This is a genomic window from Pelagibacterium limicola (assembly GCF_015694405.1).
Taxonomy (GTDB): domain Bacteria; phylum Pseudomonadota; class Alphaproteobacteria; order Rhizobiales; family Devosiaceae; genus Pelagibacterium; species Pelagibacterium limicola.
On record NZ_JADQDB010000002.1, the window covers coordinates 235,854 to 262,686 of the forward strand.

The window sequence follows — 26,833 nt, forward strand, 5'->3', positions numbered from 1 at the left end:
GGGGAAATTTCTACACAGGCAGACTTAAGAAAGTGCTGATGAACGGCAAACTCTTGGTAAACCCGCGCGCAAAAATGCACACCATCCTGTCCCGCGATGAGACACGGCACCACGGTAAGCTCGAGGGCAGCTGCGATCTGGGGTGTTGAACACGCCCGAATTCTGTGGTGTTTCCGCACGTTTGCCGCACCATATGTTATGGCAAGAGATACCAACGATTCGCGGAATGCCCCCGACAGACACATGACCGAAGACAACGACCTGTTTGGCGGCGCACCACGCCCCGCGCCGCAACCATCCCCTGCCCCCTCCCAGCCCGTGCTCAAACCTGCAACGGGAGGAGAGAGCTATTCGGCGGCCGATATCGAGATCCTCGAAGGCCTCGAGCCGGTGCGGCGCCGTCCTGGCATGTATATCGGCGGCACTGACGTCAACGCGCTGCATCATTTGTTTGCCGAAGTCATCGACAACTCGATGGACGAGGCGATCGCCGGCCATGCCACCCGCATAGAAGTGCATCTGGGTGAGGATGGGTACCTCACCGTCACCGACAATGGGCGCGGCATTCCCGTAGATGCGCATCCCAAGCTCCCGCACCTTTCGGCGCTGGAAGTCATCATGACCACGCTACACGCGGGCGGCAAGTTCGATTCCAAAGCCTATGAGACCTCGGGCGGGCTGCATGGCGTTGGCATTTCGGTGGTCAATGCGCTCTCGGACGACCTCGTTGTCGAAGTCGCCCGCGAACAGACGCTTTACCGGCAGACGTATTCGCGCGGAAAGGCAACCTCCAGGCTTGAGCCGCTTGGCCGGGTCAATAACCGCCGCGGCACCACCACTCGCTTCCATCCCGATCCGGAAATATTCGGGGACAATCTCAAATTCGTCCCCGATCGTATTTTCCGCATGACGCGTGCCAAAGCCTATCTCTTTGGCGGCGTCGAAATCCGCTGGTCCTGCGACGAATCCCTTGCCAGCGATGGCGTGCCCGCCAAGGCGGCGTTTCATTTTCCTGGCGGCCTGCGCGATTTTCTCGAACGGCGGATCGAGGGCAAGACACGCATCCTTGATGACGTATTCTCCGGCAAGGCAGGCAAGCCCGGGTCGCACGGCGCCGTGGAATGGGCCATTGCCTGGTATATCGGCGACAGCTTTACCTCGTCCTATTGTAACACCGTGACGACCCCAGACGGAGGTACCCACGAAGCCGGCCTGCGAACGGCGCTCCTGCGTAGCCTCAAGAACTACGCCGATCTCGTGGGCAACAAGCGGGCTTCGGTGATCACCTCAGAGGATGTCCTCAGTCACTGCGGCGCTATGCTGTCCGTTTTCATCCGCGAGCCCGAATTCGTTGGCCAGACCAAGGACAAGCTTGCCTCCACGGAAGCCACCCGTATCGTCGACAATGCTATTCGCGACGCTTTCGATCACTGGCTGACCGCTTCGCCCAATCAGGCCAACAAACTCCTTGAATGGACCATCGAACGTGCCGAGGAGCGCGTCCGCCGCCGCAAGGAAAAGGAAATCGACCGCAAGACCGCAACCCGCAAGCTGCGCCTCCCTGGCAAGCTCGCCGATTGCAGCCAGTCCGCCGCACAGGGCGCCGAACTGTTCATCGTCGAGGGTGATAGTGCGGGCGGATCGGCCAAGCAGGCGCGCGATCGTGCTTCGCAAGCCGTTCTCCCCTTGCGCGGCAAGGTGCTGAACGTCGCGGGCGCCAGCCGCGACAAGCTTGCGGCCAACCAGCAGATTGCCGATCTCATCCAGGCATTGGGTTGCGGTACACGCGACAAGTACCGTGAAGATGACCTGCGCTACGACAAGATCATCATCATGACCGATGCTGATGTCGACGGCGCGCATATAGCCTCGCTCCTGATGACCTTCTTCTATCAGGAGTTGCCCGGCCTCATCGAAGGTGGCCATCTCTATCTCGCCCTGCCCCCGCTCTATCGCCTGACGCAGGGAGCGAAGACTGCATACGCCATGGATGACGCACACAAGGACCAACTCGTCGAAACCGAGTTCTCCGGGCGGGGCAAGATCGAGATCACCCGCTTCAAGGGTCTGGGCGAAATGCCACACGCGCATTTGAAGGAAACGACGATGAACCCCAGGTCCCGCACCTTATTGCAGGTCAAGGTCGTCGCAGACCGCAAGGACACCGCGCAAACTGTCGACCGTCTGATGGGTAACAAGCCCGAGGCACGGTTCGATTTCATTTCCGAACGGGCAGCCTTCGTGACCGATGTCGACGTCTGAAGGCCGCTAACCTCTGCCAGTTAAGGATTATGGCCAATTCGACATTGACTTGGCAGGTTGTTTCGCTATGGTCCGCCCCGTCAGAGGCCAAATGGGCGCGCCGGTCGGGCAGGAGCCGGAGCTTGGGTACAGCGCAAAGCCGCCTTGGCGGTTCTCGCGGGACGGCGAAGCGTTTGAGACGAGGAACGGGAAACGTCTTTCCGTTTTGGACATTGCTGTTCTGGCATACGTGACAATGGACACCCGATTTGACAGTGCAATTCTCTGAGCTCGGACTGAGCGACAAGGTGACCGATGCCGTCACCGCCGCCGGCTATACCAAACCGACCGACATCCAGGCCCAAGCTATCCCCCATATTCTCGAAAAGAAGGACCTGATCGGGATAGCCCAGACAGGGACCGGCAAGACGGCGTCGTTCGTTCTGCCCATGTTGGCGCTTCTCGAAAAAGGCCGGGCACGCGCGCGCATGCCGCGCACGCTCATACTGGAGCCGACGCGCGAACTCGCCGCTCAGGTCCATGAGAATTTCGAAAGATACGGCAAGAATCACCGTCTGACGGTCGCGCTGCTGATCGGCGGTGTCTCCTTCGAGGACCAGAACAAGAAGCTCGACCGCGGCGCCGATGTACTCATCGCCACCCCTGGTCGCCTGCTTGATCATTTCGAACGCGGCAGGCTGCTCCTGACCGGGGTTGACATCCTCGTCATCGACGAGGCGGATCGAATGCTCGACATGGGTTTCATCCCCGATATCGAACGCATTTGCGGCCTCCTGCCGTCGCGCCGGCAGACGCTGTTCTTTTCGGCCACCATGCCGCCCGAGATTCAGAAGCTAACCCAGCGTTTCCTGCGCGATCCGGTGAAAGTCGAGGTTGCCCGTCAGAACTCGACTGCGGAAACCATCGACCAGAAGCTCCTGAAGGTTGGCAAGACGCCTGCCGAAAAGCGCGCCGCGCTGCGTGATCAAATTCGCGCGGCAAAGGACATGCAGAACGCTATCATCTTCTGCAATCGCAAGCGTGATGTGGCGACCGTCGCCCGTTCGCTCGAACGCCACGGCTTCAATGCCGGCGCCCTGCATGGCGACATGGATCAAAAGAGCCGAATGGAAACGCTCGACCGTTTCCGCGCGGGAGCCTTGCCGATTCTCGTCGCCTCCGACGTCGCAGCCCGGGGCTTGGATATACCGGCGGTGAGCCACGTGTTCAATTTCGATGTCCCGACGCATGCCGAGGACTATGTGCATCGCATCGGCCGAACCGGGCGCGCTGGGCGCTCGGGATCGGCGATCACCCTCGTAAGCCCGTCGGAAGGGAAATATGTCGACGCGATCACGGCGTTGATCCAGCGCAAAATCGATTGGCTCGACGCGAAACCTGTGTCCACCCCTGCCCCCAGGCAAGCGGAAGAACCATCTTCACGCGGCAAGTCCCCCGCCGAAAACCGCAGGTCCGGCACGCAGGAACGCGAGAAGAAGCGGCCGGAAAAGAACCGGCAGCCGGCGGACAACGACTCCAGTCCGGTAAGCTTCCAGTCGGAGGGACACATACCGGCATTCCTGCTTCGTCCCGCCGGACCGCGGACCTGAAAACCCGGAACCGGGATGCCCAACACAGGCTCCTGAAGTCGCGTGCAGAGCGGCGATTTTGTTGTGGACAGGCCAACACGAAATCATTAGCACATGCTACTCTGTGGGGAGGGGGCGGCTGGATGTTGGCTGCATTTATGCCGGATTCCCATTTACTCCCGGATTTGCCGATACAGCATACCGGGCTTGTGGGGACGTGACGTGACGAACCTCGACTTTGAACGTGCATCCGGATTTGCAAACGCAGCGCTGGCATTGCTCAAGCGCTCCCAGATACCGCCGTTTCCGATGTATTTCGAGCTGTTCTACACTTATGCCACCGGTTCCACCCCAGAGCTAAACAAGCGGATCAATGCAGCGCTGGCGGAGACGGGCGCTCTTTCCCTCAGCGAGGCGCCCTTGCTGTGTGAGGAGTTCCTCAAAATCTCGGATATGGACGCCAAGTTGCGGCACATGTCGTCCGTGATGAGCCGTAAGATAACCGACGTCAATCAGGCGATCGAATTTGCCATGGTCTCGGCCAATTCCTATTCCGGGTCGCTGCAGCAGGCTTCCGGTGATCTCGAGAATGGGGGCATCGACGAGGAAGCGCTCAAGCTCCTATCCTCGCGCCTGCTCAAGGAAACTCGCCGGATGCAGGACATGAACCGCAAGCTTGAGGCCGAGCTTGAAAACACCAAGGACGACATCTCGGTGCTCCAGCGCGACCTCGACGAGGTGCGCAAGGAATCCATGCTCGACCCACTGACCAAGATCGCCAATCGCAAGGCGTTCGATGAGCAGCTCATCGAGGAGATGAATGCCTCCTTGCAATCGGGCAAGCCCTTGTCACTCCTGGTTTTCGACATCGACCATTTCAAGGCGTTCAACGACACCTTCGGCCACCTGACGGGAGACCAGGTCCTGCGCCTCGTCGCCCAGGTGCTCAAGGCCAACATTCGCGGCCGGGATCTCCCTGCCCGCTTCGGCGGCGAGGAATTCGTCGCGATCCTTCCCGAGACAGACCTGGCGGGTGGAATGAATGTCGGCGAAACCATCCGCGCTGCCGTGCAGTCCAAGGAACTGCTCAAGCGGTCCACCAACGAAAAACTTGGCCGCATAACGCTTTCTGTTGGTGTCGCGGTATTACGCAGTGACGATACCGTCGCGACCCTTATCGAGCGCGCAGACCGCTGCCTTTATGCAGCCAAAGGTAACGGCCGCAACCGCGTTGTCGCCGAACATCAGCTTTCCGAGGAAAACGGCGTCATCGACGTCGCCTGAACTCACCAGCATCGATGTGCTTGAAAATGCTTGAACTCAGGCGGTGGCCGCTGCGCGCGCCTTGGCGATTTCCGCAAGGTCTGCGGGCTTGAGCTGCACGCTTTCCCCGCAGCCGCACGCGCCTTCCTGATTTGGATTGTTGAAGGTGAACCCGGAGGACATCCTCGTTTCCTCGAAATCCATCACTGTCCCGAGCAGGAACAGCGTCGCCTTGGGTTCGACCCACACATCGACGCCCTTGTCCTGAATATGATCGTCACCCGCGACCGGCTCGGTGACATAATCGAGGGTATAGGCCATGCCCGCGCAGCCGGCGTTCTTGACGCCCACACGCACACCGATCACCGGCCTGTCGCTATCCGCGATGATCTCGCGGATGCGTTCGGCTGCGTTGTCGGTCAGGCTCATGATCGCAAACGGCATGGCTACCACCAGTTCAGCGCGACTTGCGCTTCCTCGCTCATCCGGTCCGGCCCCCATGGGGGATCAAACACCATGTTGACCTCAACATCCTGAATGCCCTCCACGGCGCGGGCGGCATTCTCGACCCAACCGGGCATCTCGCCCGCCACAGGACATCCCGGTGCGGTCAGCGTCATGTCTATCGTGACCTTGCGGTCATCGTCGAGATCGACGCGATATATAAGCCCCAGCTCATAGATGTCGACCGGGATTTCCGGGTCGTAAACGGTCTTGAACGCACCGATCAGATCCGCCGTGATCCGCTCGATTTCCTCGGGCGGGAGGGCGCTCCCGGTCGCGGATACCAGCGAGGGCTTTTCGGCTTCGATCTCTGTCGTCACTGTGTCTGTCATCATGACTCTCTAGAAAAAGGTCCGCGCCTTCTCGATCGCTTCCACCAGCACGTCCACATCGTCCTTGCCATTATATAGGGCAAATGAAGCCCGGCATGTAGAGGTTGCACCAAATCTCTTGAGCAGCGGCATCGCGCAATGGGTCCCTGCCCTCACCGCAACGCCGTAACGGTCGAGTAATGTCGACACGTCATGGGCATGGGCGTTATCGAGCGTGAACGAGAATATCCCGCCCTTCCCTGGCGCATTTCCGATAATGCGTAGCGAATTGATCCGTGTGAGCCGCTCGTGGGCGTAAGCCGCCACCTCATGCTCGTGGGCGACGATCGCATCCCGTCCGACGCTCTCGACATAATCGATCGCGGCGCCGAGCCCGATGGCCTGGACGATGGGGGGCGTGCCCGCTTCGAAGCGGTGCGGCGGATCGTTATAGGTCACAGCCTCGAGGCCAACCTCCTCGATCATTTCGCCGCCGCCCTGATAGGGCTGCATCTCTTCAAGCAGATCGTACCGCCCGTAAAGCACGCCGATCCCGGTCGGTCCGTAAAGCTTGTGGCCGGTGAACACGTAGAAGTCAGCGCCGATATCGCGGACGTCGACCTTCTCATGCACCGCGCCCTGGCTTCCGTCGATCAGCACCGGAATGTTCTTTGCGTGGGCGATCTCGACAATCTGCTTCAAGGGTGTGATCGTGCCGAGGACGTTGGACATATGCGTGATGGCAACCATCCGCGTCCGGGAGGTCAACGCCGTTTCGAACGCATTCAGGTCCAGCCCGCCCTCGTCCGTCACGTCGACCCATTTCAGCACCGCACCCTTGCGCTCCCGGTGGAAGTGCCAGGGAACGATGTTGGAATGGTGCTCCATGATCGAAAGCACGATCTCGTCGCCCTCGCCGACCCTCGGGCCGGCAAACGACGATGCAACGAGATTGATCGCCTCGGTTGCCGACCGCGTGAAAACGATCTCTTCGAGCCGTTCGGCATTGAGAAATGCCCGCGCCTTTTCGCGCGCACCTTCGAAGGCTTCGGTCGCGCGGTTTGCAAGTGTATGAAGCCCGCGATGGACATTGGCATATTCGTGCCGGAAGGCGTGGTCCATCCTGTCGAGCACCTGCACCGGCTTTTGTGCCGAAGCTCCAGAATCAAGATAGATCAGCCTGTTGCCGTGGATCTTCTCCTCGAGAATCGGAAAATCCGCTCGGACCTTTTCAAGATCGATTCCCATCAAACGGCCTTGCCGAGCCAAACCTCGACAATATCGCCCAGAGCTTGGGCCACGTGCTCGGCCTCGACGGCATCGACGATTTCCGCAAGGAAACCGCGGATCAGCATGGTTTCGGCCTCTGCCCGGGGGATGCCGCGGCTCATGAGATAGAACAGCCAGGTGTCATCGAGATCGCCGCACGTGGCGCCGTGTCCACACACTACGTCGTCGGCGAAGATTTCGAGCTCAGGCTTGGCAAGGATTTCCGCTTCATCGGAAAGCAGCAGCCCCTGCATCATCATCTTGGCGTCGGTCTTCTGGGCGTCTCTGGCGACGTTGATCTTGCCTTGGAATACGGCCTTGCCACGCCCGCGTGCGATCTGCTTGTAAAGCTCGGACGAGGTCGTGTGCGGCACGCCATGCGTCACGTCGAGCGTGATGTCCTTGTGCTGCTCGCCATCGACGAGGTTCAGCCCGTAAAAGTCGCCATGCGTGCCCTCGCCGGTGAATTCTGCAAAGATCTGTGCCCGCGCGAGATTGGCGCCGGCATTGACGACCACGGACTTGAACTTGGCATTTGCCGCCAGCCGGTATTCGACCGAGGCAAAATGGGTGGCCTGCCGCGCGGAAAGATCGACAAGAATATGCGTCACCTCGGCGCCCTCGCCCACCGACACATAGCTTCCTGCGTTGCCCATATGTGCGGCATCGCTTCCCGAGACGGTCTCTATGACCGTCGCCTTCGTGCCTGCGGCAAAGGCGATCTTGGCCCCGCTCTGGACGTGAGCTGCATCGCCTTCCATGCGACGGTCGATATGGACGACCGCATCGACATGACCTGTGAGTTCGACACTCACCGACTCCGAAACCAGGGCGGAGTTGAGCCGCATCAGCACGTCGTCACGCGTGGTGAGCGTTGCCCCGGCAACCTTTGATACGATCACGCCGTTAGGCGCCGTGCCTGAGTTCTGCACCTCGCCATTGGCGATGACGATGCGATAGGCACCGGGAATGTCGATCACCGGAGCGCTTGCGCCTTTTGCGGCCCTGGCCAGCGGTGGCACCGCCGAGAGCAACGTCTTGAGATCGGTGTAGTGATAGGATTCGACGCGCCTTGTGGGCAGGCCGATAATGCGGAACCGCTCGGCGGCGGCGGAAGCGCCTGCGCTTTCGAGCTGTCCGACAAAGGCTTCTTCGGCCGCGCTCAGGCGAACTGGTGTCTGGACGTTCACGTCTTTCTCCTTACGCCGCGTTAGGTTCGTCGAAATCGGCATAGCCCTTGGCTTCGAGTTCGAGCGCCAGTTCCTTGCCCCCCGTCTCGACCACCCGTCCGTTCGAGAAGACGTGGACGACGTCCGGGACGATATGATTCAACAGCCGCTGGTAGTGCGTGATGACCAGCATCGCGCGGTCCGCGCTGCGAAGGCGGTTGACGCCCTCCGAAACGACCTTGAGCGCGTCGATATCGAGCCCGGAATCCGTCTCGTCGAGAATGGCCAGCTTGGGCTGGAGCAGCGCCATCTGGAGGATTTCCGCGCGCTTTTTCTCGCCGCCCGAGAACCCGACATTGAGCGGCCGCTTGAGCATGTCCTGCTTGATATCGAGCAGACCGGACGCGTCCCTGACCGCCTTCATGAAGTCGGGCGTTGTAAGCTCGCTCTCCCCCCGCGCCTTGCGCTGCGCGTTCATAGCGGCCTTGAGGAACGTCATCGTGGCGACGCCCGGAATTTCGATCGGGTACTGGAAGGCGAGGAACACGCCGGCTGCGGCGCGCTCATCGGGCTCCATCTCGAGGAGATTTTCACCGTCGAACAGCACTTCGCCTTCGACGACCTCGTAATCTTCTCTACCCGCCAGAACATAGGAGAGCGTTGACTTGCCCGAGCCGTTCCGGCCCATAACCGCGTGCACTTCGCCGCGATTGAGTGTCAGGTTCACGCCTTTGAGGATTTCATTGTCCTCGACTCGAACGTGCAGATTACGGATTTCAAGCAGCGGTGTGCTCATTTCAAGCTCCAGTCATTCTCTGGCGCAACCTGTCGGCGCGCTCAGGTCCAATTCAAAATCAGTGCGTAAAAGAAGGTCGCGGCGGCGCTCAGCATCAGCGCCCGTTTCCACTCGGGATCCTTTCGCCGCAAATAGGCCACCCCAGTGCTCGCCACAAACACGATAATGGCAAATCCGATAAGTACCGGCCAATTGAACGTGAATTCGCTCAACCCACGCTCCCTTCGAGCGAAATACCGATCAGCTTCTGGGTTTCCACCATGAACTCCATTGGAAGCTGCTGCAGCACGTCGCGCACGAAGCCGTTGACGATCAGCGCGACCGCCTCTTCCTCGCTAAGCCCGCGCTGCAGGCAATAGAACATCTGGTCGTCCGAGATTTTCGAGGTCGTCGCCTCGTGCTCGAACACAACCGAAGAATTGCGGCTCTCGATATAGGGCACGGTATGCGCCCCGCACCTGTCGCCGATCAGCAGGCTGTCGCACTGGGTGAAGTTGCGTGCATTGGTCGCCCGGCGGTGCGCCGAAACCTGCCCGCGATAGGTATTGTCCGAGAACCCCGCGGCAATGCCCTTGGAAATAATGCGGCTGGACGTGTTCTTTCCCAGATGGATCATCTTGGTGCCGCTATCGACCTGCTGATGGCCGTTCGAGATGGCGATGGAATAGAACTCCCCGCGCGAACCGTCCCCGCGCAGGATGCAGCTCGGATACTTCCACGTGATCGCCGAACCGGTCTCGACTTGCGTCCAGGAAATCTTGGAGTTCTTGCCCCGGCAATCGCCGCGCTTGGTGACGAAATTGTAGATACCGCCCTTGCCGTTCTTGTCCCCGGGATACCAGTTCTGGACCGTGGAATACTTGATCTCGGCATCGTCGAGCGCCACCAGTTCCACGACCGCGGCATGAAGCTGGTGCTCGTCGCGCATCGGAGCAGTACAGCCTTCGAGATAGCTCACATATGAGCCTTCCTCGGCGATGATCAGCGTACGCTCGAACTGGCCGGTATTCTTCTCGTTGATGCGGAAATAGGTCGAGAGCTCCATCGGGCAACGCACGCCCTTGGGGATGTAGACGAAAGAGCCGTCGGTAAAGACCGCCGAGTTGAGCGTGGCGTAGAAATTGTCGGTCACCGGAACGACCGAACCAAGATACTTCTTTACCAGGTCCGGGTGCTCGCGGACGGCTTCGGAAATCGAGCAGAAGATGATGCCGTGCTTGGCCAGTTCCTCACGGAACGTCGTCACCACCGACACCGAGTCGAACACAGCGTCGACGGCAACGTTGCCGCTGAACGGCGTTGATGCTGTGCCATTGGCGTCCTGCACACCCGCGAGAATTTTCTGCTCGGAGAGTGGAATACCCAGCTTTTCGTAAGTGCGCAAAAGCTCGGGGTCAACCTCATCGAGCGACTTGGGACCCGAAGTGCTCTTGGGAGCCGAGTAGTAATACTGGTCCTGAAAATCGATCTTGGGATAGGAAACGCGCGCCCATGTCGGCTCGTTGAGGGTCAGCCAGCGCCGGAAGGCATCGAGCCGCCATTCGAGCATCCATTCAGGCTCGTTCTTCTTGGCCGAGATGAAGCGCACTATATCCTCATTGAGCCCCTTGGGCGCCTTTTCGGATTCAATGATCGTCTCGAAGCCGTACTTGTATTTGTCGACGTCCAGCGCAAGAACCTGATCGACGGTTTCCCTGTCGATCTCTTCTTTAAGTGTCGGGATGTCGTAGTCGGACATAAGTCTCTCCTGATATTCGCAGCCGCTTATGCCGCTGCGCCGCTCCGGCGATGCCGGTTCAAAACTGGCTCAAACGCCGCAAAGAAGGCGTCGATGTCTTCTCGCTGCGAGTTCCAGCCCAGGCTGACTCGCAGACCGCATTCGCTCAAATTCGCCTCGATACCCATCGCGCTCAGAACGTGGCTCCGCCCGACCTTGCCCGAGGAACAGGCCGAGCCGGACGAGACCGCAACACCGGCGAGATCGAGTGCCATCATCGCAACAGTGTTCCGGATACCAGGTACCGCAAAATTGCACACCGTCCCGATCCGCTCTGCGCCCTGGCCGAAAATGGCGGCATCAGGTGCCATATCGGTCAGGCGGGCCTCGAAATCAACCATCAAGGCCCGAGTGCGATCCAGATTGAAGGCATCGGCATTTGCCCGGCAGGCCGCACCGAACCCGCCAATCAGTGCTGCCGGTTCCGTGCCGCCGCGCCGCCCCTGCTCCTGCCCGCCGCCCGGGATGAGACGCACGGAGTCGCAATGTCCCTTGACCAACAGCGCACCAACACCAGAGGGTCCACCGATCTTGTGCGCGCTGATCGCCATCATGTCTGCGGCGGAAGCCGCAAAATCCAACGCCAGCTTGCCAAAAGCCTGCACGGCGTCGATGACAAGAAAATGTGGTGTTGGGCCAACCATCGCCTCGATCCGCTCGCGCGGCTGGATGACGCCCGTCTCGTTGTTGACCCACGAAAAGGCCACCAGCAGTTTTTCGCCCGCCAGATTCGCCGTTTCAATTATGCGCGCCAAGGCATCGAGATCGATGAGCCCGTCCTCGTCCACCCCGAGGACCCGCACCGAAGCCCCGCTGACCTCGGCCGCCTTCAGCGCCGCTGCATGATCGGTCGCACACACCACAATCCGGTTGATCCCGAACGTCCTGACCCCACCGACGATTGCCTGGGTCAACGCTTCGGTCGCCGAGCCCGTAAAAACGACCTGCTTGGCCTCTGCCCCGGCGAGCGTTGCCACGTCGTCGCGCGCATCGTCGATCAGCTTGCGCAGCACCCGTCCCTGCCCATGCACGGACGAGGGATTGCCGGCGAGCGCGAGTGCCGAAACAATCGCTTCCCGCGCGTACGGAAGAAGCGGCGCCGAGGCGTTATGGTCGAGATAAGTGCTCATCCGATCCATCAACTCGCATAAGGCCATTCCGCCTCTGGGCGCAGGCCTCAAACAATCCTTGAAATTCGAGGTCCACCTTAAGTAAAAGGGGCGCTCAACAACGGCCGGTGAGACGGCTGTACCGGTTTGGAATAATTCTAAACTGGTATTTCAGTCAGTTTTATGGACACCGGAGGCGTTCGTCAAGCCGCGCTGTCGATTCGCATGGTTCCCATGCGTCGGACGCTCTAAAAGGTTTTCACGGATGCCGGCGTAACCGTGCGGCCGATCAAGAATTAAGGGTTTTTGCTCATGCCTGAAGTCATTTTCAACGGTCCCGAGGGCCGCATCGAAGGCCGTTACCAGCCGGGCAAGGAGCCCAACGCCCCAATAGCCATCGTTCTCCATCCGCACCCGCAGTTCGGCGGAACGATGAACAACCAGATCGTCTACAACCTCTTCTATATGTTTGTGGAACGCGGCTTTGCCGTGTTGCGCTTTAATTCGCGCGGCGTTGGCCGCTCCCAGGGCGTTTTCGATCACGGCATCGGGGAGTTGTCCGACGCCGCCGCTGCGCTTGACTGGCTCCAGACCCTCAACCGCGAGAGCCGAGGCTGCTGGATCGCAGGTTTTTCGTTCGGGGCCTGGATCGGAATGCAACTGTTGATGCGCCGGCCGGAGGTGGAGGGCTTCATCTCGGTATCGCCCCCGGAAAATCTCTACGATTTCTCCTTCCTCGCCCCCTGCCCGTCCTCGGGCCTGATCATACATGGCGACAAGGACCGCGTGGCGCCCCCTGAGGCAGTTCAGAAACTTGTGGACAAGCTCAAGACCCAGAAGGGCATCACAATCGAGCAACAGATCATCGAAGGCGCCAATCATTTCTATGAAGGCAAGATCGACGAACTGATCGGAGCCTGTGGCGAGTATCTCGACCGTCGCCGGGCCGAGATCGCAGCCGGCGGCGGACGTTGAGCGACAAGTAACACCCTCAACAAATCGATTGGGGCATTGCCCAATGACGCAGTTCAAGTCTGAATTCCTCCACACGCTGCACGAGCGCGGGTTCATCCATCAGATTTCCGACCCCGAAGGCCTGGACAAGAAGCTTTCCTCGGAAATCGTCACGGCCTATATCGGGTATGACCCGACTGCTGCCTCGCTCCACGTCGGACACCTCATGCAGATCATGATGCTGCACTGGATGCAGCAGACCGGCCATCGCCCCATCGCACTGATGGGCGGCGGCACGGGCATGATCGGCGATCCATCCTTCAAGGATGAAGCGCGCAAGCTTCTTACGGTCGAGGACATTGGCGCCAATATCGAAGGCATCAAGCAGAAGTTCGCCAACTTCCTCGACTTCGACCGCGCTGAAAATCCCGCCATCATGGCCAACAACGCCGACTGGCTCCTCGATCTCGGTTACGTCGAATTCCTGCGCGACGTTGGCCGGCACTTTTCAGTCAACCGGATGCTCTCCTTCGATTCGGTCAAGCTCCGGCTGGACAGAGAGCAATCGCTCTCTTTCCTCGAATTCAACTACATGATCCTGCAAGCCTACGATTTCGTGGAGCTCAACAAGCGCTACGGCTGCATCCTGCAGATGGGCGGATCGGATCAATGGGGTAACATCGTAAATGGACTCGACCTCGGCCATCGGATGCTGGGGACTCAGTTTTACGCCCTCACTTCACCGCTTCTGACGACCGCCTCGGGCCAGAAAATGGGCAAGACCGCCAATGGCGCAGTTTGGCTCAATGAGGACGCCTTGTCGGTCTACGATTTCTGGCAGTATTGGCGAAACACCGAAGACGCCGACGTTGAACGGTTTCTGAAACTTTTCACCACTCTCCCGCTCAGCGAGATCACACGTGTGGTCGGCGGTGTCGCGACTGACATCAACGAGGCAAAGAAGGTGCTGGCCACCGAGGTTACGGCCCTCGTCCACGGTCGCGCCGCCGCAGAGGAAGCCGCTGCGACCGCTATCGCAACCTTCGAGGCCGGTCAGCTCGACCTCTCCCTGCCCACCATCCAGATCGGCTGGTCGGCGCTGCGCGGTGGCCTAGGCATCCTTGCCGCTGCCGTCACCGCAAACCTCGCCGCTTCCAACGGCGAAGCGCGCCGCCATATCCAGGCCGGGGCGTTGAAGGTCAACGACGAGACGGTAGCCGATGAAAAGCTGGCGCTCGGTGAAGCCCATGTCCTGCCCGAGGGCGTCATCAAGCTTTCAATCGGCAAGAAGCGGCACGTCCTGCTCAAGCCGGTTTGAGACCGATCCCACATATCTGGAAAAGGGCCGCTCGACGGCCCTTTTTTATGGCCTGGTCTGTGCCTGCGACCGATATTCGAACAACGTCCTGAACACGCCCGGCGCAAGGATGGACACGGGATTGACCAGGATATCGGGCTGGCTCAGCGGCCCACGCACCGCAAAGGTGACCCCGATCAGCCCTTCGCCCTCCCGTCCACCGAAGATCGGCCCCAGGATCGGCAGTTGCTGGAAGATGTTGTTCAGCCCGAACAAGGGCACATACGTGCCGGCCAGATCGTACTGACCCGCCCGCGTCAGAATGTTCCCGCGCATTGTTCCGCCAACGAGGTCTCCATAAAGCGCTGCCTCGAGAACCTCAATCCTGTCCGGCGTCCGCAAGAATTGCGCGCGACCATAGTCGAACGCCAGGGAATTGCTGCGACCCACGAGTTCGCGCGATTCCCGGTGCTCCCCAACGATCTGGGAAAGTTTTGCTTCATCGGCGATAGCAAACTGACGCAGGATGAATTCGCCCGTATCGGTCTGGGAAGGCGGATCGTAGCGCATGACGAGGCTGCCTTCGCCCCCGACAAGGCGCGGATAAATGCCGATAAACCGCAAGACGGCACCCACGTCGTTGGCCGCATAGGTGATGACCCGCCCCGACGGAAGCGCATTGGTCGTCGCAGACATCGTCCGGTCGCCGCCAAGCTGCGCGGTAAGATTAGCCCGGCGCAGCTCGTCCCCGCGCACCGAAAGATCGAGGTTGAGGTTGTAGATGACTGTCGCATAGTGCCCGAGCGCGCGCGCAAGGTTGACCGTGACGTTGAAGGTCTGGTTTCCAAGATCCCGGCTCGCGCCGGCGCTGCTGTCACCCTCGAGGTTGAAAAAGCGCTTGAGGACAGGCTTGACGTCAAGCTGCTCGCCGCGCACGTCGAGCGCGAAACCACCTTCGATGGGCCGCATCGAAACCCGCGCGTTGTCGCCTGGGCTGATCTGGAATGTGGAGAAATCGGCGGCCTCCAGGGCGCCATCCAGACCTGCGCGCACCTCGCCCATCAACCGCACCGTGCCGAAAGCAAGATCGAGTTCGGTAATCGACACCTCATCGGCGTCTAGTCTTACCACCCCGGCCACGCGTCCGGCATCACCGCGCGGCTTTGAGACGCCGATGTCTTTGAGCCGCAATCCGGCATCGGCAAGATCGGCGAGAACCTGGAAACTGCCGTCGGGCATGGGACGCGTCACAACGCGCACCTGGCCGTCGACGAATTCGGAAAGATCGAGTCCCAAGGACCGCGCATCGGCGACGCCGAACGTGGCCGCCGCCCTGAAATCAGCCTGATCGCTTCCCGACCGCGTGGCCTGCAGATCGACTTGGATATCCCCGAGCTTGCCTTGTCCGACGACGCGAAATCCTGCTTGCGAAGCCGTAAAGGAAAGTTGGGTGTCCGAGAACGAAAACCCTTCGATCGGCTTGACGCTATGGAGGTTGGTCACGGCCCCGTTGAGCGCATAGTCGGTGCTCACCATGCGGCCGGTGTCGTCGGTCGCAATGGTCGAAATCACCGTCGCCGCGACGGTTCCGCCAAGGTCTCCGGCCAGCGCATCGAGGTCGAATCCAAACTGGAACTCCTCGAGCAGGTTGAGCGGCTCGGCATTGGCCATGCGCATGATCGTCGGAACCGTCCCCGCGATATCGCCGGAAATCTCGAAAATCTGCGACGGCGCAGAGGTGTCCTGATTGATAAACGCGGCGTTGCTGATCGTAATGTTGCCCGCCGGATCGAAAATATTGGCCCGTTCGAACGCCATGGTGAACTGGTTGTCGCGCACTGTCACGCGCGCCTCGCCCTCCACTTCGAACCGGGGGATGCCTTCAAACGGCTGGATCTCGAGATTGCTGCCCACCAGTTCGATATTGATAGCGCCATCGGGAACCGGTCCCGTCAATTCGGGTTTGCCGATCGTCCCGACAGGAAACCGGAAGTGCATGTCTGCGGAGTGGACCTGCCCGTCAATGACATATTCGGTGAAGAGCTCGCGCACCTCGGGCGAGAACAGATATGGCCACAGGCGCTTGACATCGTCCGCCGACGCCCCGCGGCCGCTGATCGTCACGTCAAGTCCAATCCCTTCCCGCACCGTGTCGACACGACCCTGCATGACGACCGAGACATTCTCCCGGGCGCCGACCATCCTGTCGATTCCGATGGCGCCGTAGAGTGGCGCGGTCCACCCTTCGAAGGTGAAAAGCTCGAACGGTTCGGGCGGCGCCTCTAGGTCGTCCGGGTGCAGCCATACATCGCTGGCCCGCACGGAAATGCCGACTGTCGGTCCGAATTGCTGGTCGAATCCCAGAACCAGGTCGCCGCTGACATTGCCCGTGCTTTGCCCGATAGCAACTTCGACATCAGTGAAGCTAAACCGCGCCTCATCTGGCGTCCAGGTGACCGGGAAGGGAGCCGTTTGAATGGCGAAAAGATCGTTGTTAAACCGGAGTGCAGTCCCTGAGAGGTCGATCACGAAGTCCGCGCCTTCGACTTTCCCTTCGCCGTCATAAGCCACATGCGCGGATAGCGTGCCCGCACCCCGCAGGGCGGCTATGCCTTCCGCGTCATCAAGGAAAGGGATGACGGTGGAAAAGTCGATGTCCGCCACGTCCGCATCGAGCACCGCACCCTCAACGGTCTCTTGCCGCGCCAGTGTACCCTGCATTGTTCGCCCCGCAATGCGGGCCGAAAAGACCGCCACCGTGCGCCCCTCTTCGCGTCCAGCGCGGACGTCCACCTCTACCGCATCGAAACTCTTGTAAAGGCCGTACACAGTGTCGAGCACGCCGGCCGAGCCGTTCCGCACTTCGATCCTGTTGACCTGGCCCTCCATTGCATGAGTGGCAACCTCGGCCAGCGAGGCGTTGATCGCCTCGACATTGGCAATCAGCCAGTCGTTGTCCGATCGTAGTCCGACCGCCGCCTCCACGCCCTGCCCGATGGATAAACCTTCGCTGCCAATCGTCACGTGGCGCCCGACCTCCCCCCCGTCATGGATGGAAATCACAGCCGGTGTGCCGTCGCCGGGGTCTTCGATGTCGAACCGCGAAAGCCGTGTGCCGAGCAGGTCCTGTACGAGTTGGAAGTGTGGATCGACCAGTACGATTCGCGCCTCGGGGCGTCCGCGTGTCATGCCCAGGGGAGAGATCGTAATGTCGAGCGCCGACATCGTGATCATCGAAGGCTTGGCCTTCTCTGTCAGCGTTACATTCGAAAGCCGGAACGCGGGCGTGAAGGGATCGCTGAGCGACAGTCCGAAGTCGGTCCAGCTCACATCGAAGCTGTCGTCGATGACGCCGGCGATCATGGATTGAGCCCTGTCGGACAGGAAATTCAGTGAAACCGGCCCAAAAAGCAGACGAACATAAAATGCCGCCAGAAGCACAAAAGCGATAAGCAAGAACAGCCGGGCGCCCCCAAGCCGGCGCCGTTTGCGCGCGGGAGGTGGAGCGGCAGAGAGGCTATCGATTTCGCTCACGGTAGAGGGCGCATCCAGATCGAGGCAATTACGCAGGTAAGATAAGAATCGGCTAAAAACCGAAGGATCGTTGCGCGACCATACCGGCTCCAATATGGCGCAAACACCCCGCAGCCTCGAAAATTGCAACAGGACGCCATTTTTATGACCGAGCTGGCCAAGGGCATGACCGCCCCCGACTTTACGCTTCCCACAGACAAAGGGAGCAAGTTCTCGCTGTCGGCCCATCGCGGCAAATCGGTACTACTATATTTCTATCCCCAAGCCGACACCCCCGCCTGCAACAACCAGAATCTCGATTTCACCGCCAATGCTGAAGCCTTCGCGGCCCGTGAAATCCTACTGGTCGGCATTTCCCCAGACACAGTCGAGGTCCTCGCCAAATTCCGCGAGACCTATGACCTCTCCCCGATTCTGGTCTCTGACCCCGATCATGTTGCCATCGATGCGTTTGGGGTCTGGGGAGAAAAACTCAATTATGGGCGAACCTATATGGGCCTCATTCGGTCGACGTTTCTCGTCGGTCCGGACGGGAAATTGCGGGAAATCTGGCGCAACATCCGCGCCAAAGGACATGTGGAACGCGTCCTTAAGGCGCTGGGTTAACCGGCGGTTTGGCAGATTGTTAACCATGTAACGGCATAGTCCCTTTTCATCGTTTGTTGAGTTCTGGGGAAGCGTCGCGTGCCGTCTGGAGATGCGCAGATCGGATTTGGCCGCGGAACGGCCAAGGGTGCGCCGCAAAAACCGCGCCTGTCCAATGCACTTTTTTATCTGATCTTTGCAATTTTGCTCGGCACCAATGCGGTGACCGGAATCGCTCTCTACTACGCCCCCGAAATCAGCAGTCTTCTGCGCGAGGACAACTCGGCCATCCTCACCGCTTATGAGCAGCGTATCGTGCAGCTCCGGCTGGAGGTCGACCGGCTCCATTCGCGCCAGTACGCGCAGATGGGCGACATGAACCTTCAGATGCACGAACTCGTGCAACAACAGGAAATCCTTGCGGAACAGCACGAATATGTTCGCGCTTTGGCCGACATGGCTCGCGAAATGGGCATCGCCTCGCGCAGCGGCGAAGCCACCGTCGGTGCCGATACCTTGACGGGTGCGGCGGGTGACCCAGCACCCGGTGAAGTCGGCAGCACCGCTGCACTAGCTCAGAATCTCATCGCTATGCAGGAAGAAACCCGCCTCACTTTGGCCTCCCTGGCTGATGCCGCGGCTCTCTCGACCCAGGAAATCGTCGGGGAGCTTCAGACACTTGGCATTCGGCCCGCGCTTCCCCAATCTTCGGGAGTGGGCGGGCCATTCATCCCGGCGAGCGGCTCGGGGGAACTTTCGATCGTCGAAGAGGCAAACGCGGTGGCAACGGCTCTGGCCCAATTCCATTCGGCGCGGCAGGCGCTTGGGGTTGCACCGGTGAGGCGTCCAATCACCGGGGGCATGACGATCAGCTCCGGCTTCGGCAACCGCATGGATCCCTTCCTCAAGCGTACCGCCTTCCACGCCGGCATAGATTTCCGGGCGCCGACGGGAACCCCGATCCTTGCCGCTGCCAGCGGTACAGTGATTCATGCCGGCCCCAATGGCGGTTACGGCAAGATGGTCGACATAGACCACGGCAACGGCCTCGTGACGCGCTATGCGCATATGAGTTCCATTGGCGTGCACGAGGGCCAGGTGATTACTGGCGGGGAGCGGATCGGGCTCGCCGGCTCGACTGGACGTTCGACTGGCCCGCACCTTCATTTCGAAGTGCGTCGGAACGACACTGCAATCGACCCGGCGCGTTTTCTCGCCGCCGGCAGGGCGTTAGCCAAGTTCCTCTAGGCGCGCCTGCGTCCAGCCAGACTCTTACGGACCTTGGCAACTGCGCGGTCATCGAGATGTGGGCACATATTGTAGTCGGCAAATCTCTGTAACGCATCGCGAAATGCCGGAAAGAACTGCTCGAGGTCCAGCGGCCCCTCTTCGAGATGGAAGCTCAAGACCTCGAAGCGTTTCTCGGCCCGGTGCGCTTTGCAATCTATGCGGGCGACGAACCTGTCGCCGTAGAGAACCGGCAGGCAGAAATAGCCGAACTGGCGTTTTGGTGCAGGCACATAGCATTCGATACGATAGTCGAAACCGAACAGTGCGCTCAATCGGTCGCGGTGAATGACCAGATTGTCGAAAGGCGAAAGCACCCGCACCCGGCCCTCGATATCCGCCGACCGCTCCAGGGCTTCGACATCCACATAGGCTCCCGCCCCGGCGCCATTGACCGGCTGCACCACGCCAGCCGCGACACGATCCTCGAGAACTTCGCGCATCGCGTCGCGTAGCGGCTTCCCTTTCTTGAGATGCACAAGCTGCTTCCATGTGAAAACGCCGTGCGCCCTGCGCATCGTATCGAACAGATAGGCGGCGTATTCGGGAAGGCTCGGCGCTCGTAAATCGAGACCGTCCGGAAGGCAGCGCTCGGCGAGGTCATAGGTTTTCTCCATGCCATTCCGCGCGCAGATCATCAGGTCGCCCTGCATGAACAGCTTGTCGAGCGCCTTCCGGCCCGGCCCCCAGTTCCACCAGCTGCCCTTGCCGTTTTTATCCGTCTCGACATCGCGCACGCCCAACGGCCCTTCGGCGCGCACGCGGGCCAAGATCTCCTTCATCAGGCGCTTGTCCACATCGGAGAAATAAGGGTGCTCGCCCTTCCGGATCGCCTGCATCTGCGGCAGTGCGAAGCGATAATCGCGCGTCGGAAGATAGGATGCGGCGTGGAACCAGTATTCAAAGATCTGACGCTCCCCGATGAGCGCATTGAGGTGAGTGGACGCATAGCCCGGCACCCGGCACCACAAGACATGGTGATGCGCACGCTCGACAACCGCCAGCGTATCGATCTGCACATAGCCCAGATGCTCGATGGCTCTGCGCGTCCCCTCCAACCCGTCCCCGAACGGCGGTTGCGGAACGAGGCCCTGGCTCGCAATTGCGAGACGTCTCAACTCCGGAATCATTGGAAATCCCTCTGCATACCTTTGTTCTACTTATGTTCTCGCCCGTAAGCAATACCGTCTGCCATCCTGAAAACGGCGGCTGCGATCCCAGCAGGTCGATTGCCGGCAGCTACTGACACGCATTGTCAGCAGCGCTGTGCATTTATCGGTTTGTCAAACAAAGGAGAGTGAAAAGTGAGAGAATACAAGCCGCAAGGTTATACCGACGTGACCCCATGGATCATCAGCCAGGATACTGCGGGGCTCATGGACTTTCTGAACCGCGCGTTCGGCGCAGAAGAACTGTCACGGCTGGCCGATGAGGACGGCGTGATCGGCCACGCCGAGATGCGAATCGGCGACGCGATCGTGATGATGTTCGACATGCCGGATTGGCCAAAAATGCCGGCCTTCCTTAGGCTCTACGTTGAGGACGCAGAGAAAGTATTCAATCGGGCCGTTGCTGCGGGAGCGATGCCAGTCACGCGCGTCACCCATCTTGCGTTCGGCGATCGTGTTGGCCGCGTCAGGGACGCCTACGGCAATATCTACTGGATACAGACCCGCATCGAGGACGTGAGCGAGGAAGAAATGAACCGGCGCTGGACCGATCCGGAATGGGCCGCGCGAATGGCGTATGTGCAAATGTCACTCGAGAACGGTCTGCAGCCCTAAGCCTCCTCGCCCGTTTCCGCTCCGACGCGCTGTGCGAGGGAAGCTTCCATGAACTTGTCGAGATCGCCGTCGAGCACGTCCGAGGGCGCGGTGCTTTCAACCTGCGTGCGCAGGTCCTTGACGAGTTGATAGGGCTGCAAAACGTAGGAGCGAATCTGGTGTCCCCAGCCGATTTCCGTTTTGGAAGCCGCTTCTGCGTTCGCCGCTTCCTCCCGTTTTTGCAGTTCGAGTTCATAGAGGCGGGCGCGCAGCATGTCCCATGCTTGCGCCCGATTCTTGTGCTGGCTGCGCTCGTTCTGGCACTGAACGACGATTCCGGTGGGAATATGCGTGATACGGACAGCAGAATCCGTCGTATTGACATGCTGCCCACCGGCGCCTGAGGCTCGATAGGTATCGATGCGTACATCGGATTCGTTGACTTCGATATCGATCGACTCGTCGATCACGGGATAAACCCATACGCTCGAAAAACTCGTATGACGACGCGCCTGGCTGTCATATGGCGAAATGCGCACGAGGCGATGCACGCCGCTTTCGGTCTTGAGCCAGCCATAGGCGTTGTGGCCCTTGATGAGAATGGTCGCGCCTTTGATGCCCGCTTCTTCGCCCGCTGTGTACTCGTAAGTTTCGACCTTGAACCCGCGCCGCTCAGCCCAGCGCGTGTACATGCGGAAAAGCATCTGCGCCCAATCCTGGCTTTCGGTACCGCCGGCACCTGCATGGACTTCGAGGTAGCAATCGTTGCCATCGGCCTCGCCCGATAGCAGGGTTTCAACCCGCATCCGCGCGGCCGTTTCCCGCAGCGTGGCGAGCGCAGCTTCGGCGTCCGCGACAATCTCGGCGTCGCCCTCGGCCTCGCCGAGTTCGATCAGTTCCACATTGTCCGAGATCCCCGATTCGAGCATCTTGACGCTGTCGATTGCAGCTTCGAGCGACTGGCGCTCGCGCATCACCTGCTGGGCGGCTTCAGGATCGTTCCAGAGGTCGCCCGATTCGGAGCGGGCGTTGAGGGCGTCTAGTCTTCGCTGGGCCGTATCCCAGTCAAAGATGCCTCCTCAGCAGGCTTATGGCCTGCTTGATTTGATCGACTGTCTTCTGCGTTTCCGCGCGCATGAGCTATCCCTTGAAGCGTGAGGGTTTCGGCAGGTGCCTAAAGCAAAAGCCCCCGGCAATCAACAGCCTACCAGAGCCCCCCGGTCCCCGTGAGGAACCCTTGCGTATTGGGATTCTGGATGTTGTCGAAGGCTGCCGAGTTGACCCCGATCACCGAGGTGATGGAATTTGCTCCGGTCCCCGGTTTGAACGCTTCCCGCACGCCGCCGCCCGCGGAGGCGACGCCGGTGGCAGGGTCAATCCATTCGAGACGCATCCCGGCTGGCATGTTGAAAGGGGTGGCCGGTTCGCCGCGCAATGCGGCTTCCACGAAGTCCGCAAAGATCGGTGCCGCCAGTTCGCCACCGGTCGAGGACCGGCCCATCGAGCGCGGGATGTCGTAGCCCACATAAACCCCAACGGCGAGTTCTGGCGTGAAACCCACGAACCAGGCGTCCTTGTAGTCATTGGTTGTGCCGGTCTTACCTGCGACAGGGCGATCGACGCGGCGAACGGCGCTTCCTGTGCCTCGCAGCACAACACCTTCCATCATTGACGTAATCTGGTAGGCGGTCATCGGGTCGAGAACCTGGGCACGATTATCGATGATGTAAGGTTCGCCCTGCCCCACCCACTCGGCTTGCGAACACCCGTCGCAGATGCGCTCGTCATGGCGGTAGACCGTATGCCCGTAGCGGTCCTGTATGCGATCGATGAGAGTCGGTGTGATCTTGCGGCCACCGTTGGCGATCGTCGCATACGCGGCCGTGAGGCGCAGCACCGTCGTCTCCCCCGAGCCCAGGGCCATGGCGAGCACAGGCATCATGTTGTCGTAAATGCCGAACAGGCGCGCATATTCCGCGATCATTGGCATTCCCAGGTCCTTGGCAAGGCGCACTGTCATGACGTTCCGAGAGAGCTCGATGCCCCGACGCAGTGTTTGGGGACCATAGAACCGCTGCGCGTAGTTCTCGGGACGCCAGACCGAACCATCCGCATTGACGATTTCCAGCGGTGCATCGAGCACCACAGACGCCGGCGTATATCCGTTGTCGAGCGCAGCCGCATAAACGAAAGGCTTGAACGAGGACCCCGGCTGCCGCATGGCCTGCGTCGCGCGATTGAACTGGCTCTCGGCGAAAGAAAATCCGCCGACCATCGCAAGAACCCGGCCCGTGCGTGGATCCATCGCAACCAGCCCACCTTCGATTTCGGGAACCTGCCGCAAGGTGTAGATGCCTACCTTGCCTTCAACCGGCTCGACATAGACGACGTCGCCCACATTCAAGACCTGACCCAATGGCCGATTGACCCATCCCACCTCAGCGCCAGGCAGCTGCGCTTCGATGCGGGCCGATTCGACTCGTCCATCGATATCGATGGCCGGTCTTAGGCCGATATGGGCGAGGTTGTTTTCCATGCGCAATACGACCGCAAGCTGCCATTCCGGCACGTCGCGCAGCGGTATGATCTGAGACAGGTGCAGACCCCAGTCGCCTTCTGTCTCGATGGTCGCCACGGCGCTACGGAACCCCCGCGCCTGATCGAAGCGAACGAGCCCGTCCATCAGCGCCTTTCGCGCCAGGGCCTGCAGGCGCGGGTCGAGCGAGGTACGCACCGACATGCCGCCGCCATAGAGCTGGTCCTCACCATAGAACGAGCCCAGTTGGCGCCGCACCTCTTCGGTGAAGTATTCGGCCGAATAAAGCTGCGAGCCGCCGCGACGCGGTATGACGTTGAGATTCTCGGCCTTGTAAGTCGCCGCTTCGGCAAAGCTTATGTAGCCATTCTCCGCCATTCGATCGAGAACCCAGTTCCGCCGCTCGATGGCGGCCCGCGGGTTCCGGAACGGGTGATAAAGCGATGGCCCTTTCGGCAAGGCGGCAAGATAGGCCGCCTCCGAATAGCTCAACTCATAAAGCGCCTTATCGAAATAATTGAGCGCCGCTGCGGCAACACCATAGGAATTGAGGCCCAGGAAAATCTCGTTGAGGTAGAGCTCAAGTATCTTGTCCTTGGAAAAGGTATTCTCGATCCTCAGCGCAAGCAGGGCTTCCTTGATCTTGCGGTCCCATGTCTGCTCGGAGGTAAGGAGAAAGTTCTTGGCGACCTGTTGGGTAATCGTGGATGCCCCCACGAGGTTGCCACCACGCCCGGTCGCGATCTGCTCGATATTGTCGCGCGCCGCGCGGACGACGCCGGGAATGTCGATGCCGAAATGCGAGAAAAAGTCCTTGTCCTCGGCGGAGAGAAACGCCGCGATCACATGAGGCGGTATCGTTTCGATCGGCTGGAACAGCCGCCGTTCACGCGCAAATTCGGCCAACAGCGTACCGTCGGCCGCATGAACCCGAGTGGTGACGGGAGGCTGATAGTCCTTGAGGACCGTATAGTCAGGCAGGTCTTGCGTGGCAATGTAGACATATAGGCCTACGCCTACGAGCCCTGTGAGCCCGAAGAACACGCCAAAACCGAAGAGCCAGCCTAAAAGACGAAACATGTTCCACTATTTTTCCGGGGCACGCGACCGCGCGCCGCCTGCATCGAATCATAACTACCAGACGAGGCCCAAATTGTGGACGGATACGGCGAATTCGTGATGAGCGTGGCCTATCTCTCCTCGAAATAGATCGCCACCCCTCGCGCCAGCGCCGCCGCAACGCGGTCCAACCACGCTTCGGTGGTGAGATTGGCCCTATCGTCTGAATTCGAAAGAAAACCCAACTCGATCAGCACCGATGGCACCTCCGGCGCGTTGAGCACGAAAAAATCCGCCTGACGCAGCGGGAAACGCCGGAGCTGAACCGAAGGCTCGAGTTGTTCGATAAGCGCGCGGGCGGCCAGATAGGATTGGCGACGCGTTTCGCGCCCAAGAAAATCGACGAGCACGTCGACCACGGCCGGATCGTCGGGCGGGTTGAAGCTGGCGACCAGTTCTACCCTGCTCTCGTTTTCCGCGAGTATCCTGTCGAGCGAACTCAGCACGATATCGCCCCGCGTATAGATGCTCGCGCCGCGCACGTCTTCCTGGTCGAACGAATCCGCATGAAGGGAAATAAAGAGATCCGCTTGGTTCGTCCGCGCCAACGCCACCCGGTCGATCAGCGTGAGGAACGTGTCGGTTTCACGCGTCAGTGCCACGTCGAACTTGCCGGTCTCAACGAGAAGGCTCTGCAATTTCAGTGCAAAGGCCAGAACGATGTGCTTTTCCTCGAGCCCGGAGAATGACCGTGCCCCGCCATCGACACCGCCGTGTCCGGGATCGATGACCACCAGAGGTTTGACCGCCGGCTCGGCGGAGGTGGTTTCTCCAGGCGCGGTCTCCTCGCCATCGAGCACCGCCACGGCGGGTTCTTCTACCGCTCCAGGAGTCTCCAGGACGCGGACATTGGCAGCGAAGTTTTCCGGGCTGTCTGGAATGAGGTCGATAACCAGGCGGGCCGGCTGATCCTCGAAGGCCTCCAGGATATAGGACTGCTGCACCCGCGCCGGCTCGGCCAACGCCAGTTCGGCCCTCACGCGCTCGGGCCCGGCAGGGTCGACGCGGTAGTCCGATACGAGCCCCTCGCCTGCCACCTGACCTTCGGTCGATGTCGATTGCGCCCGCAACTCGACCACCAGACGGTTCGGATTCGCCAGCGTATAGACACCAAACTCGGTGGGATTGGTTATATCGAGAACCAGGCGCGCACGCGACGGCGTCGAGGTTACCCGCGAGTCGAGAACGGCGGGCAGCGCCTCGTCGCCGGCAGCCTCTACGGCATCCTGCGCGTGACCGGTCCAGACAGATCCGGCAATGATCGAGAACGCGAGAAACAGGGCCCGCAGCGGCGTAAGATTCATAGAGAACTCCATTTGCCGCGCACCTTATGTGATTCTTGGGCGATTTGAGGGCTGGCTTGCATAACCGGCTTTCAGCACCCATGTGGGCTTGGTCGTCCTGCCGGACATTGGCTATTGCCAATCGGCGGGAACACCCGTAAGGACTGTAATTGGGCGAGAATATCGTTTGCGGCGAAGCCGTTGCCTCAAGTCGGCCACTCCAAGGACGGCGGCAACTTCTCCCAATCGCGCGAGCCGATAGCGCCCTGAAGGATAAAGGCCCTCACGGGCCGAAGGTACATTCGGCATCGGATGTACCGGTTGCGCGGAAGTACACTCGCTTTTCAGGCAGTACCGCGCAGCATGAGTTTGAGCGGTATCGGGCATACTTTGTCCCTTTGCGGCTCTGAGGATGAGGTCGAATGGGCTATTTGCTGGCAACTTGCG

General features: G+C 60.2%; 21 protein-coding genes. 8 read left to right on the forward strand and 13 right to left on the reverse strand.

What is annotated here, in order from left to right; genetic code table 11:
- Nucleotides 1-243: 243 nt before the first annotated feature.
- From parE to I2G20_RS17445, 3 genes are all read left to right on the forward strand, one after another.
- Nucleotides 244-2,262, forward strand: a complete 2,019-nt coding sequence (gene parE / locus I2G20_RS04135; protein WP_196258425.1) for a DNA topoisomerase IV subunit B — start codon at nucleotides 244-246, stop codon at nucleotides 2,260-2,262.
- 248 nt (nucleotides 2,263-2,510) lie between these two features.
- Nucleotides 2,511-3,851, forward strand: a complete 1,341-nt coding sequence (locus tag I2G20_RS04140; protein WP_207747531.1) for a DEAD/DEAH box helicase — start codon at nucleotides 2,511-2,513, stop codon at nucleotides 3,849-3,851.
- A gap of 201 nt (nucleotides 3,852-4,052) precedes the next feature.
- Nucleotides 4,053-5,114, forward strand: coding sequence for a diguanylate cyclase (locus I2G20_RS17445; protein ID WP_196258426.1), 1,062 nt, complete (start codon nucleotides 4,053-4,055; stop codon nucleotides 5,112-5,114).
- Between the two features lie 36 nt (nucleotides 5,115-5,150).
- Here the strand turns inward: I2G20_RS17445 and sufA are convergent, their stop codons facing one another.
- The 8 genes from sufA to I2G20_RS04185 are packed head-to-tail and all read right to left on the reverse strand — an operon-like array spanning nucleotide 5,151 to nucleotide 12,049.
- Complete coding sequence (gene sufA, locus I2G20_RS04150; protein WP_196258427.1) at nucleotides 5,151-5,537, reverse strand: Fe-S cluster assembly scaffold SufA; 387 nt, start codon at nucleotides 5,535-5,537, stop codon at nucleotides 5,151-5,153.
- A gap of 2 nt (nucleotides 5,538-5,539) precedes the next feature.
- Nucleotides 5,540-5,929 (reverse strand): SUF system Fe-S cluster assembly protein, encoded by a 390-nt coding sequence (locus I2G20_RS04155; RefSeq protein ID WP_196258796.1) that lies wholly within the window; start codon nucleotides 5,927-5,929, stop codon nucleotides 5,540-5,542.
- 9 nt (nucleotides 5,930-5,938) lie between these two features.
- Entirely contained in the window at nucleotides 5,939-7,156 is a 1,218-nt protein-coding gene (locus I2G20_RS04160; RefSeq protein ID WP_196258428.1) for a cysteine desulfurase, read from the reverse strand.
- Complete coding sequence (gene sufD, locus I2G20_RS17215) at nucleotides 7,156-8,367, reverse strand: Fe-S cluster assembly protein SufD (protein WP_196258429.1); 1,212 nt, start codon at nucleotides 8,365-8,367, stop codon at nucleotides 7,156-7,158. Before sufD ends, I2G20_RS04160 begins: the two co-directional genes overlap by 1 nt.
- Before the next feature lie 10 nt (nucleotides 8,368-8,377).
- Nucleotides 8,378-9,130, reverse strand: coding sequence for a Fe-S cluster assembly ATPase SufC (gene sufC / locus I2G20_RS04170; RefSeq protein ID WP_196258797.1), 753 nt, complete (start codon nucleotides 9,128-9,130; stop codon nucleotides 8,378-8,380).
- A gap of 53 nt (nucleotides 9,131-9,183) precedes the next feature.
- Nucleotides 9,184-9,354, reverse strand: a complete 171-nt coding sequence (locus tag I2G20_RS04175) for a hypothetical protein (protein WP_196258430.1) — start codon at nucleotides 9,352-9,354, stop codon at nucleotides 9,184-9,186.
- Nucleotides 9,351-10,880, reverse strand: a complete 1,530-nt coding sequence (gene sufB, locus I2G20_RS04180) for a Fe-S cluster assembly protein SufB (protein WP_196258431.1) — start codon at nucleotides 10,878-10,880, stop codon at nucleotides 9,351-9,353. The genes I2G20_RS04175 and sufB overlap by 4 nt, the downstream gene beginning before the upstream one ends.
- A 26-nt stretch (nucleotides 10,881-10,906) precedes the next feature.
- Nucleotides 10,907-12,049 carry a cysteine desulfurase family protein gene (locus I2G20_RS04185; RefSeq protein WP_246472830.1) on the reverse strand — a complete coding sequence of 381 codons (1,143 nt, stop codon included), beginning with the start codon at nucleotides 12,047-12,049 and terminating at the stop codon, nucleotides 10,907-10,909.
- Nucleotides 12,050-12,340: 291 nt separating this feature from the next.
- Here I2G20_RS04185 and I2G20_RS04190 point away from each other — a divergent pair, with 291 nt between their 5' ends.
- Nucleotides 12,341-13,003, forward strand: a complete 663-nt coding sequence (locus I2G20_RS04190) for an alpha/beta hydrolase (protein WP_196258433.1) — start codon at nucleotides 12,341-12,343, stop codon at nucleotides 13,001-13,003.
- A 43-nt stretch (nucleotides 13,004-13,046) separates the two neighbouring features.
- Nucleotides 13,047-14,300, forward strand: coding sequence for a tyrosine--tRNA ligase (gene tyrS / locus I2G20_RS04195; RefSeq protein ID WP_196258434.1), 1,254 nt, complete (start codon nucleotides 13,047-13,049; stop codon nucleotides 14,298-14,300).
- A gap of 45 nt (nucleotides 14,301-14,345) precedes the next feature.
- On the opposite strand, the gene I2G20_RS04200 is transcribed toward tyrS, so the two are convergent.
- A complete protein-coding gene (locus I2G20_RS04200; RefSeq protein WP_196258435.1) occupies nucleotides 14,346-17,813 on the reverse strand; it encodes a hypothetical protein in 3,468 nt (1,155 codons plus the stop codon).
- 144 nt (nucleotides 17,814-17,957) lie between these two features.
- Here I2G20_RS04200 and I2G20_RS04205 point away from each other — a divergent pair, with 144 nt between their 5' ends.
- Together I2G20_RS04205 and I2G20_RS17450 are read left to right on the forward strand one after the other, a co-directional pair.
- Nucleotides 17,958-18,419, forward strand: a complete 462-nt coding sequence (locus I2G20_RS04205) for a peroxiredoxin (protein ID WP_196258436.1) — start codon at nucleotides 17,958-17,960, stop codon at nucleotides 18,417-18,419.
- Nucleotides 18,420-18,497: 78 nt separating this feature from the next.
- On the forward strand, nucleotides 18,498-19,646 hold the full coding sequence (locus I2G20_RS17450; protein ID WP_196258437.1) for a peptidoglycan DD-metalloendopeptidase family protein: 1,149 nt from the start codon (nucleotides 18,498-18,500) through the stop codon (nucleotides 19,644-19,646).
- On the opposite strand, the gene I2G20_RS04215 is transcribed toward I2G20_RS17450, so the two are convergent.
- The gene (locus I2G20_RS04215; RefSeq protein ID WP_207747533.1) at nucleotides 19,643-20,803 is read right to left on the reverse strand and encodes a winged helix-turn-helix domain-containing protein; all 1,161 of its coding nucleotides are present in this window, start codon (nucleotides 20,801-20,803) and stop codon (nucleotides 19,643-19,645) included. The two genes, I2G20_RS17450 and I2G20_RS04215, sit on opposite strands and share 4 nt — an antisense overlap.
- 186 nt (nucleotides 20,804-20,989) lie before the next feature.
- Here I2G20_RS04215 and I2G20_RS04220 point away from each other — a divergent pair, with 186 nt between their 5' ends.
- Nucleotides 20,990-21,469 carry a VOC family protein gene (locus tag I2G20_RS04220; protein WP_196258439.1) on the forward strand — a complete coding sequence of 160 codons (480 nt, stop codon included), beginning with the start codon at nucleotides 20,990-20,992 and terminating at the stop codon, nucleotides 21,467-21,469.
- On the opposite strand, the gene prfB is transcribed toward I2G20_RS04220, so the two are convergent.
- From prfB to I2G20_RS04235, 3 genes are all read right to left on the reverse strand, one after another.
- Nucleotides 21,466-22,585, reverse strand: a protein-coding gene (gene prfB / locus I2G20_RS04225) for a peptide chain release factor 2 (protein ID WP_196258440.1) whose coding sequence is annotated in 2 segments (ribosomal slippage) — nucleotides 21,466-22,515 and nucleotides 22,517-22,585 — 1,119 coding nt in all. Because the reading frame shifts where the segments join, the coding sequence is not laid out codon by codon here. The two genes, I2G20_RS04220 and prfB, sit on opposite strands and share 4 nt — an antisense overlap.
- Nucleotides 22,586-22,652: 67 nt before the next feature.
- Nucleotides 22,653-25,064, reverse strand: a complete 2,412-nt coding sequence (locus tag I2G20_RS04230; RefSeq protein ID WP_196258441.1) for a penicillin-binding protein 1A — start codon at nucleotides 25,062-25,064, stop codon at nucleotides 22,653-22,655.
- Between the two features lie 110 nt (nucleotides 25,065-25,174).
- Entirely contained in the window at nucleotides 25,175-26,407 is a 1,233-nt protein-coding gene (locus I2G20_RS04235; protein ID WP_196258442.1) for an N-acetylmuramoyl-L-alanine amidase, read from the reverse strand.
- Nucleotides 26,408-26,833 lie beyond the last annotated feature (426 nt).

Coding starts and splice junctions, on each gene's coding strand:
- parE (WP_196258425.1), top strand. CDS start 244: ATGACCGAAGACAACGACCTGTTTGGCGGCGCACCACGCCCCGCGCCG.
- sufA (WP_196258427.1), bottom strand. CDS start 5,537: ATGCCGTTTGCGATCATGAGCCTGACCGACAACGCAGCCGAACGCATC.
- I2G20_RS04155 (WP_196258796.1), bottom strand. CDS start 5,929: ATGACAGACACAGTGACGACAGAGATCGAAGCCGAAAAGCCCTCGCTG.
- I2G20_RS04160 (WP_196258428.1), bottom strand. CDS start 7,156: ATGGGAATCGATCTTGAAAAGGTCCGAGCGGATTTTCCGATTCTCGAG.
- sufB (WP_196258431.1), bottom strand. CDS start 10,880: ATGTCCGACTACGACATCCCGACACTTAAAGAAGAGATCGACAGGGAA.
- I2G20_RS04185 (WP_246472830.1), bottom strand. CDS start 12,049: ATGAGCACTTATCTCGACCATAACGCCTCGGCGCCGCTTCTTCCGTAC.
- I2G20_RS04190 (WP_196258433.1), top strand. CDS start 12,341: ATGCCTGAAGTCATTTTCAACGGTCCCGAGGGCCGCATCGAAGGCCGT.
- tyrS (WP_196258434.1), top strand. CDS start 13,047: ATGACGCAGTTCAAGTCTGAATTCCTCCACACGCTGCACGAGCGCGGG.
- I2G20_RS04205 (WP_196258436.1), top strand. CDS start 17,958: ATGACCGAGCTGGCCAAGGGCATGACCGCCCCCGACTTTACGCTTCCC.
- I2G20_RS04230 (WP_196258441.1), bottom strand. CDS start 25,064: ATGTTTCGTCTTTTAGGCTGGCTCTTCGGTTTTGGCGTGTTCTTCGGG.
- I2G20_RS04235 (WP_196258442.1), bottom strand. CDS start 26,407: ATGAATCTTACGCCGCTGCGGGCCCTGTTTCTCGCGTTCTCGATCATT.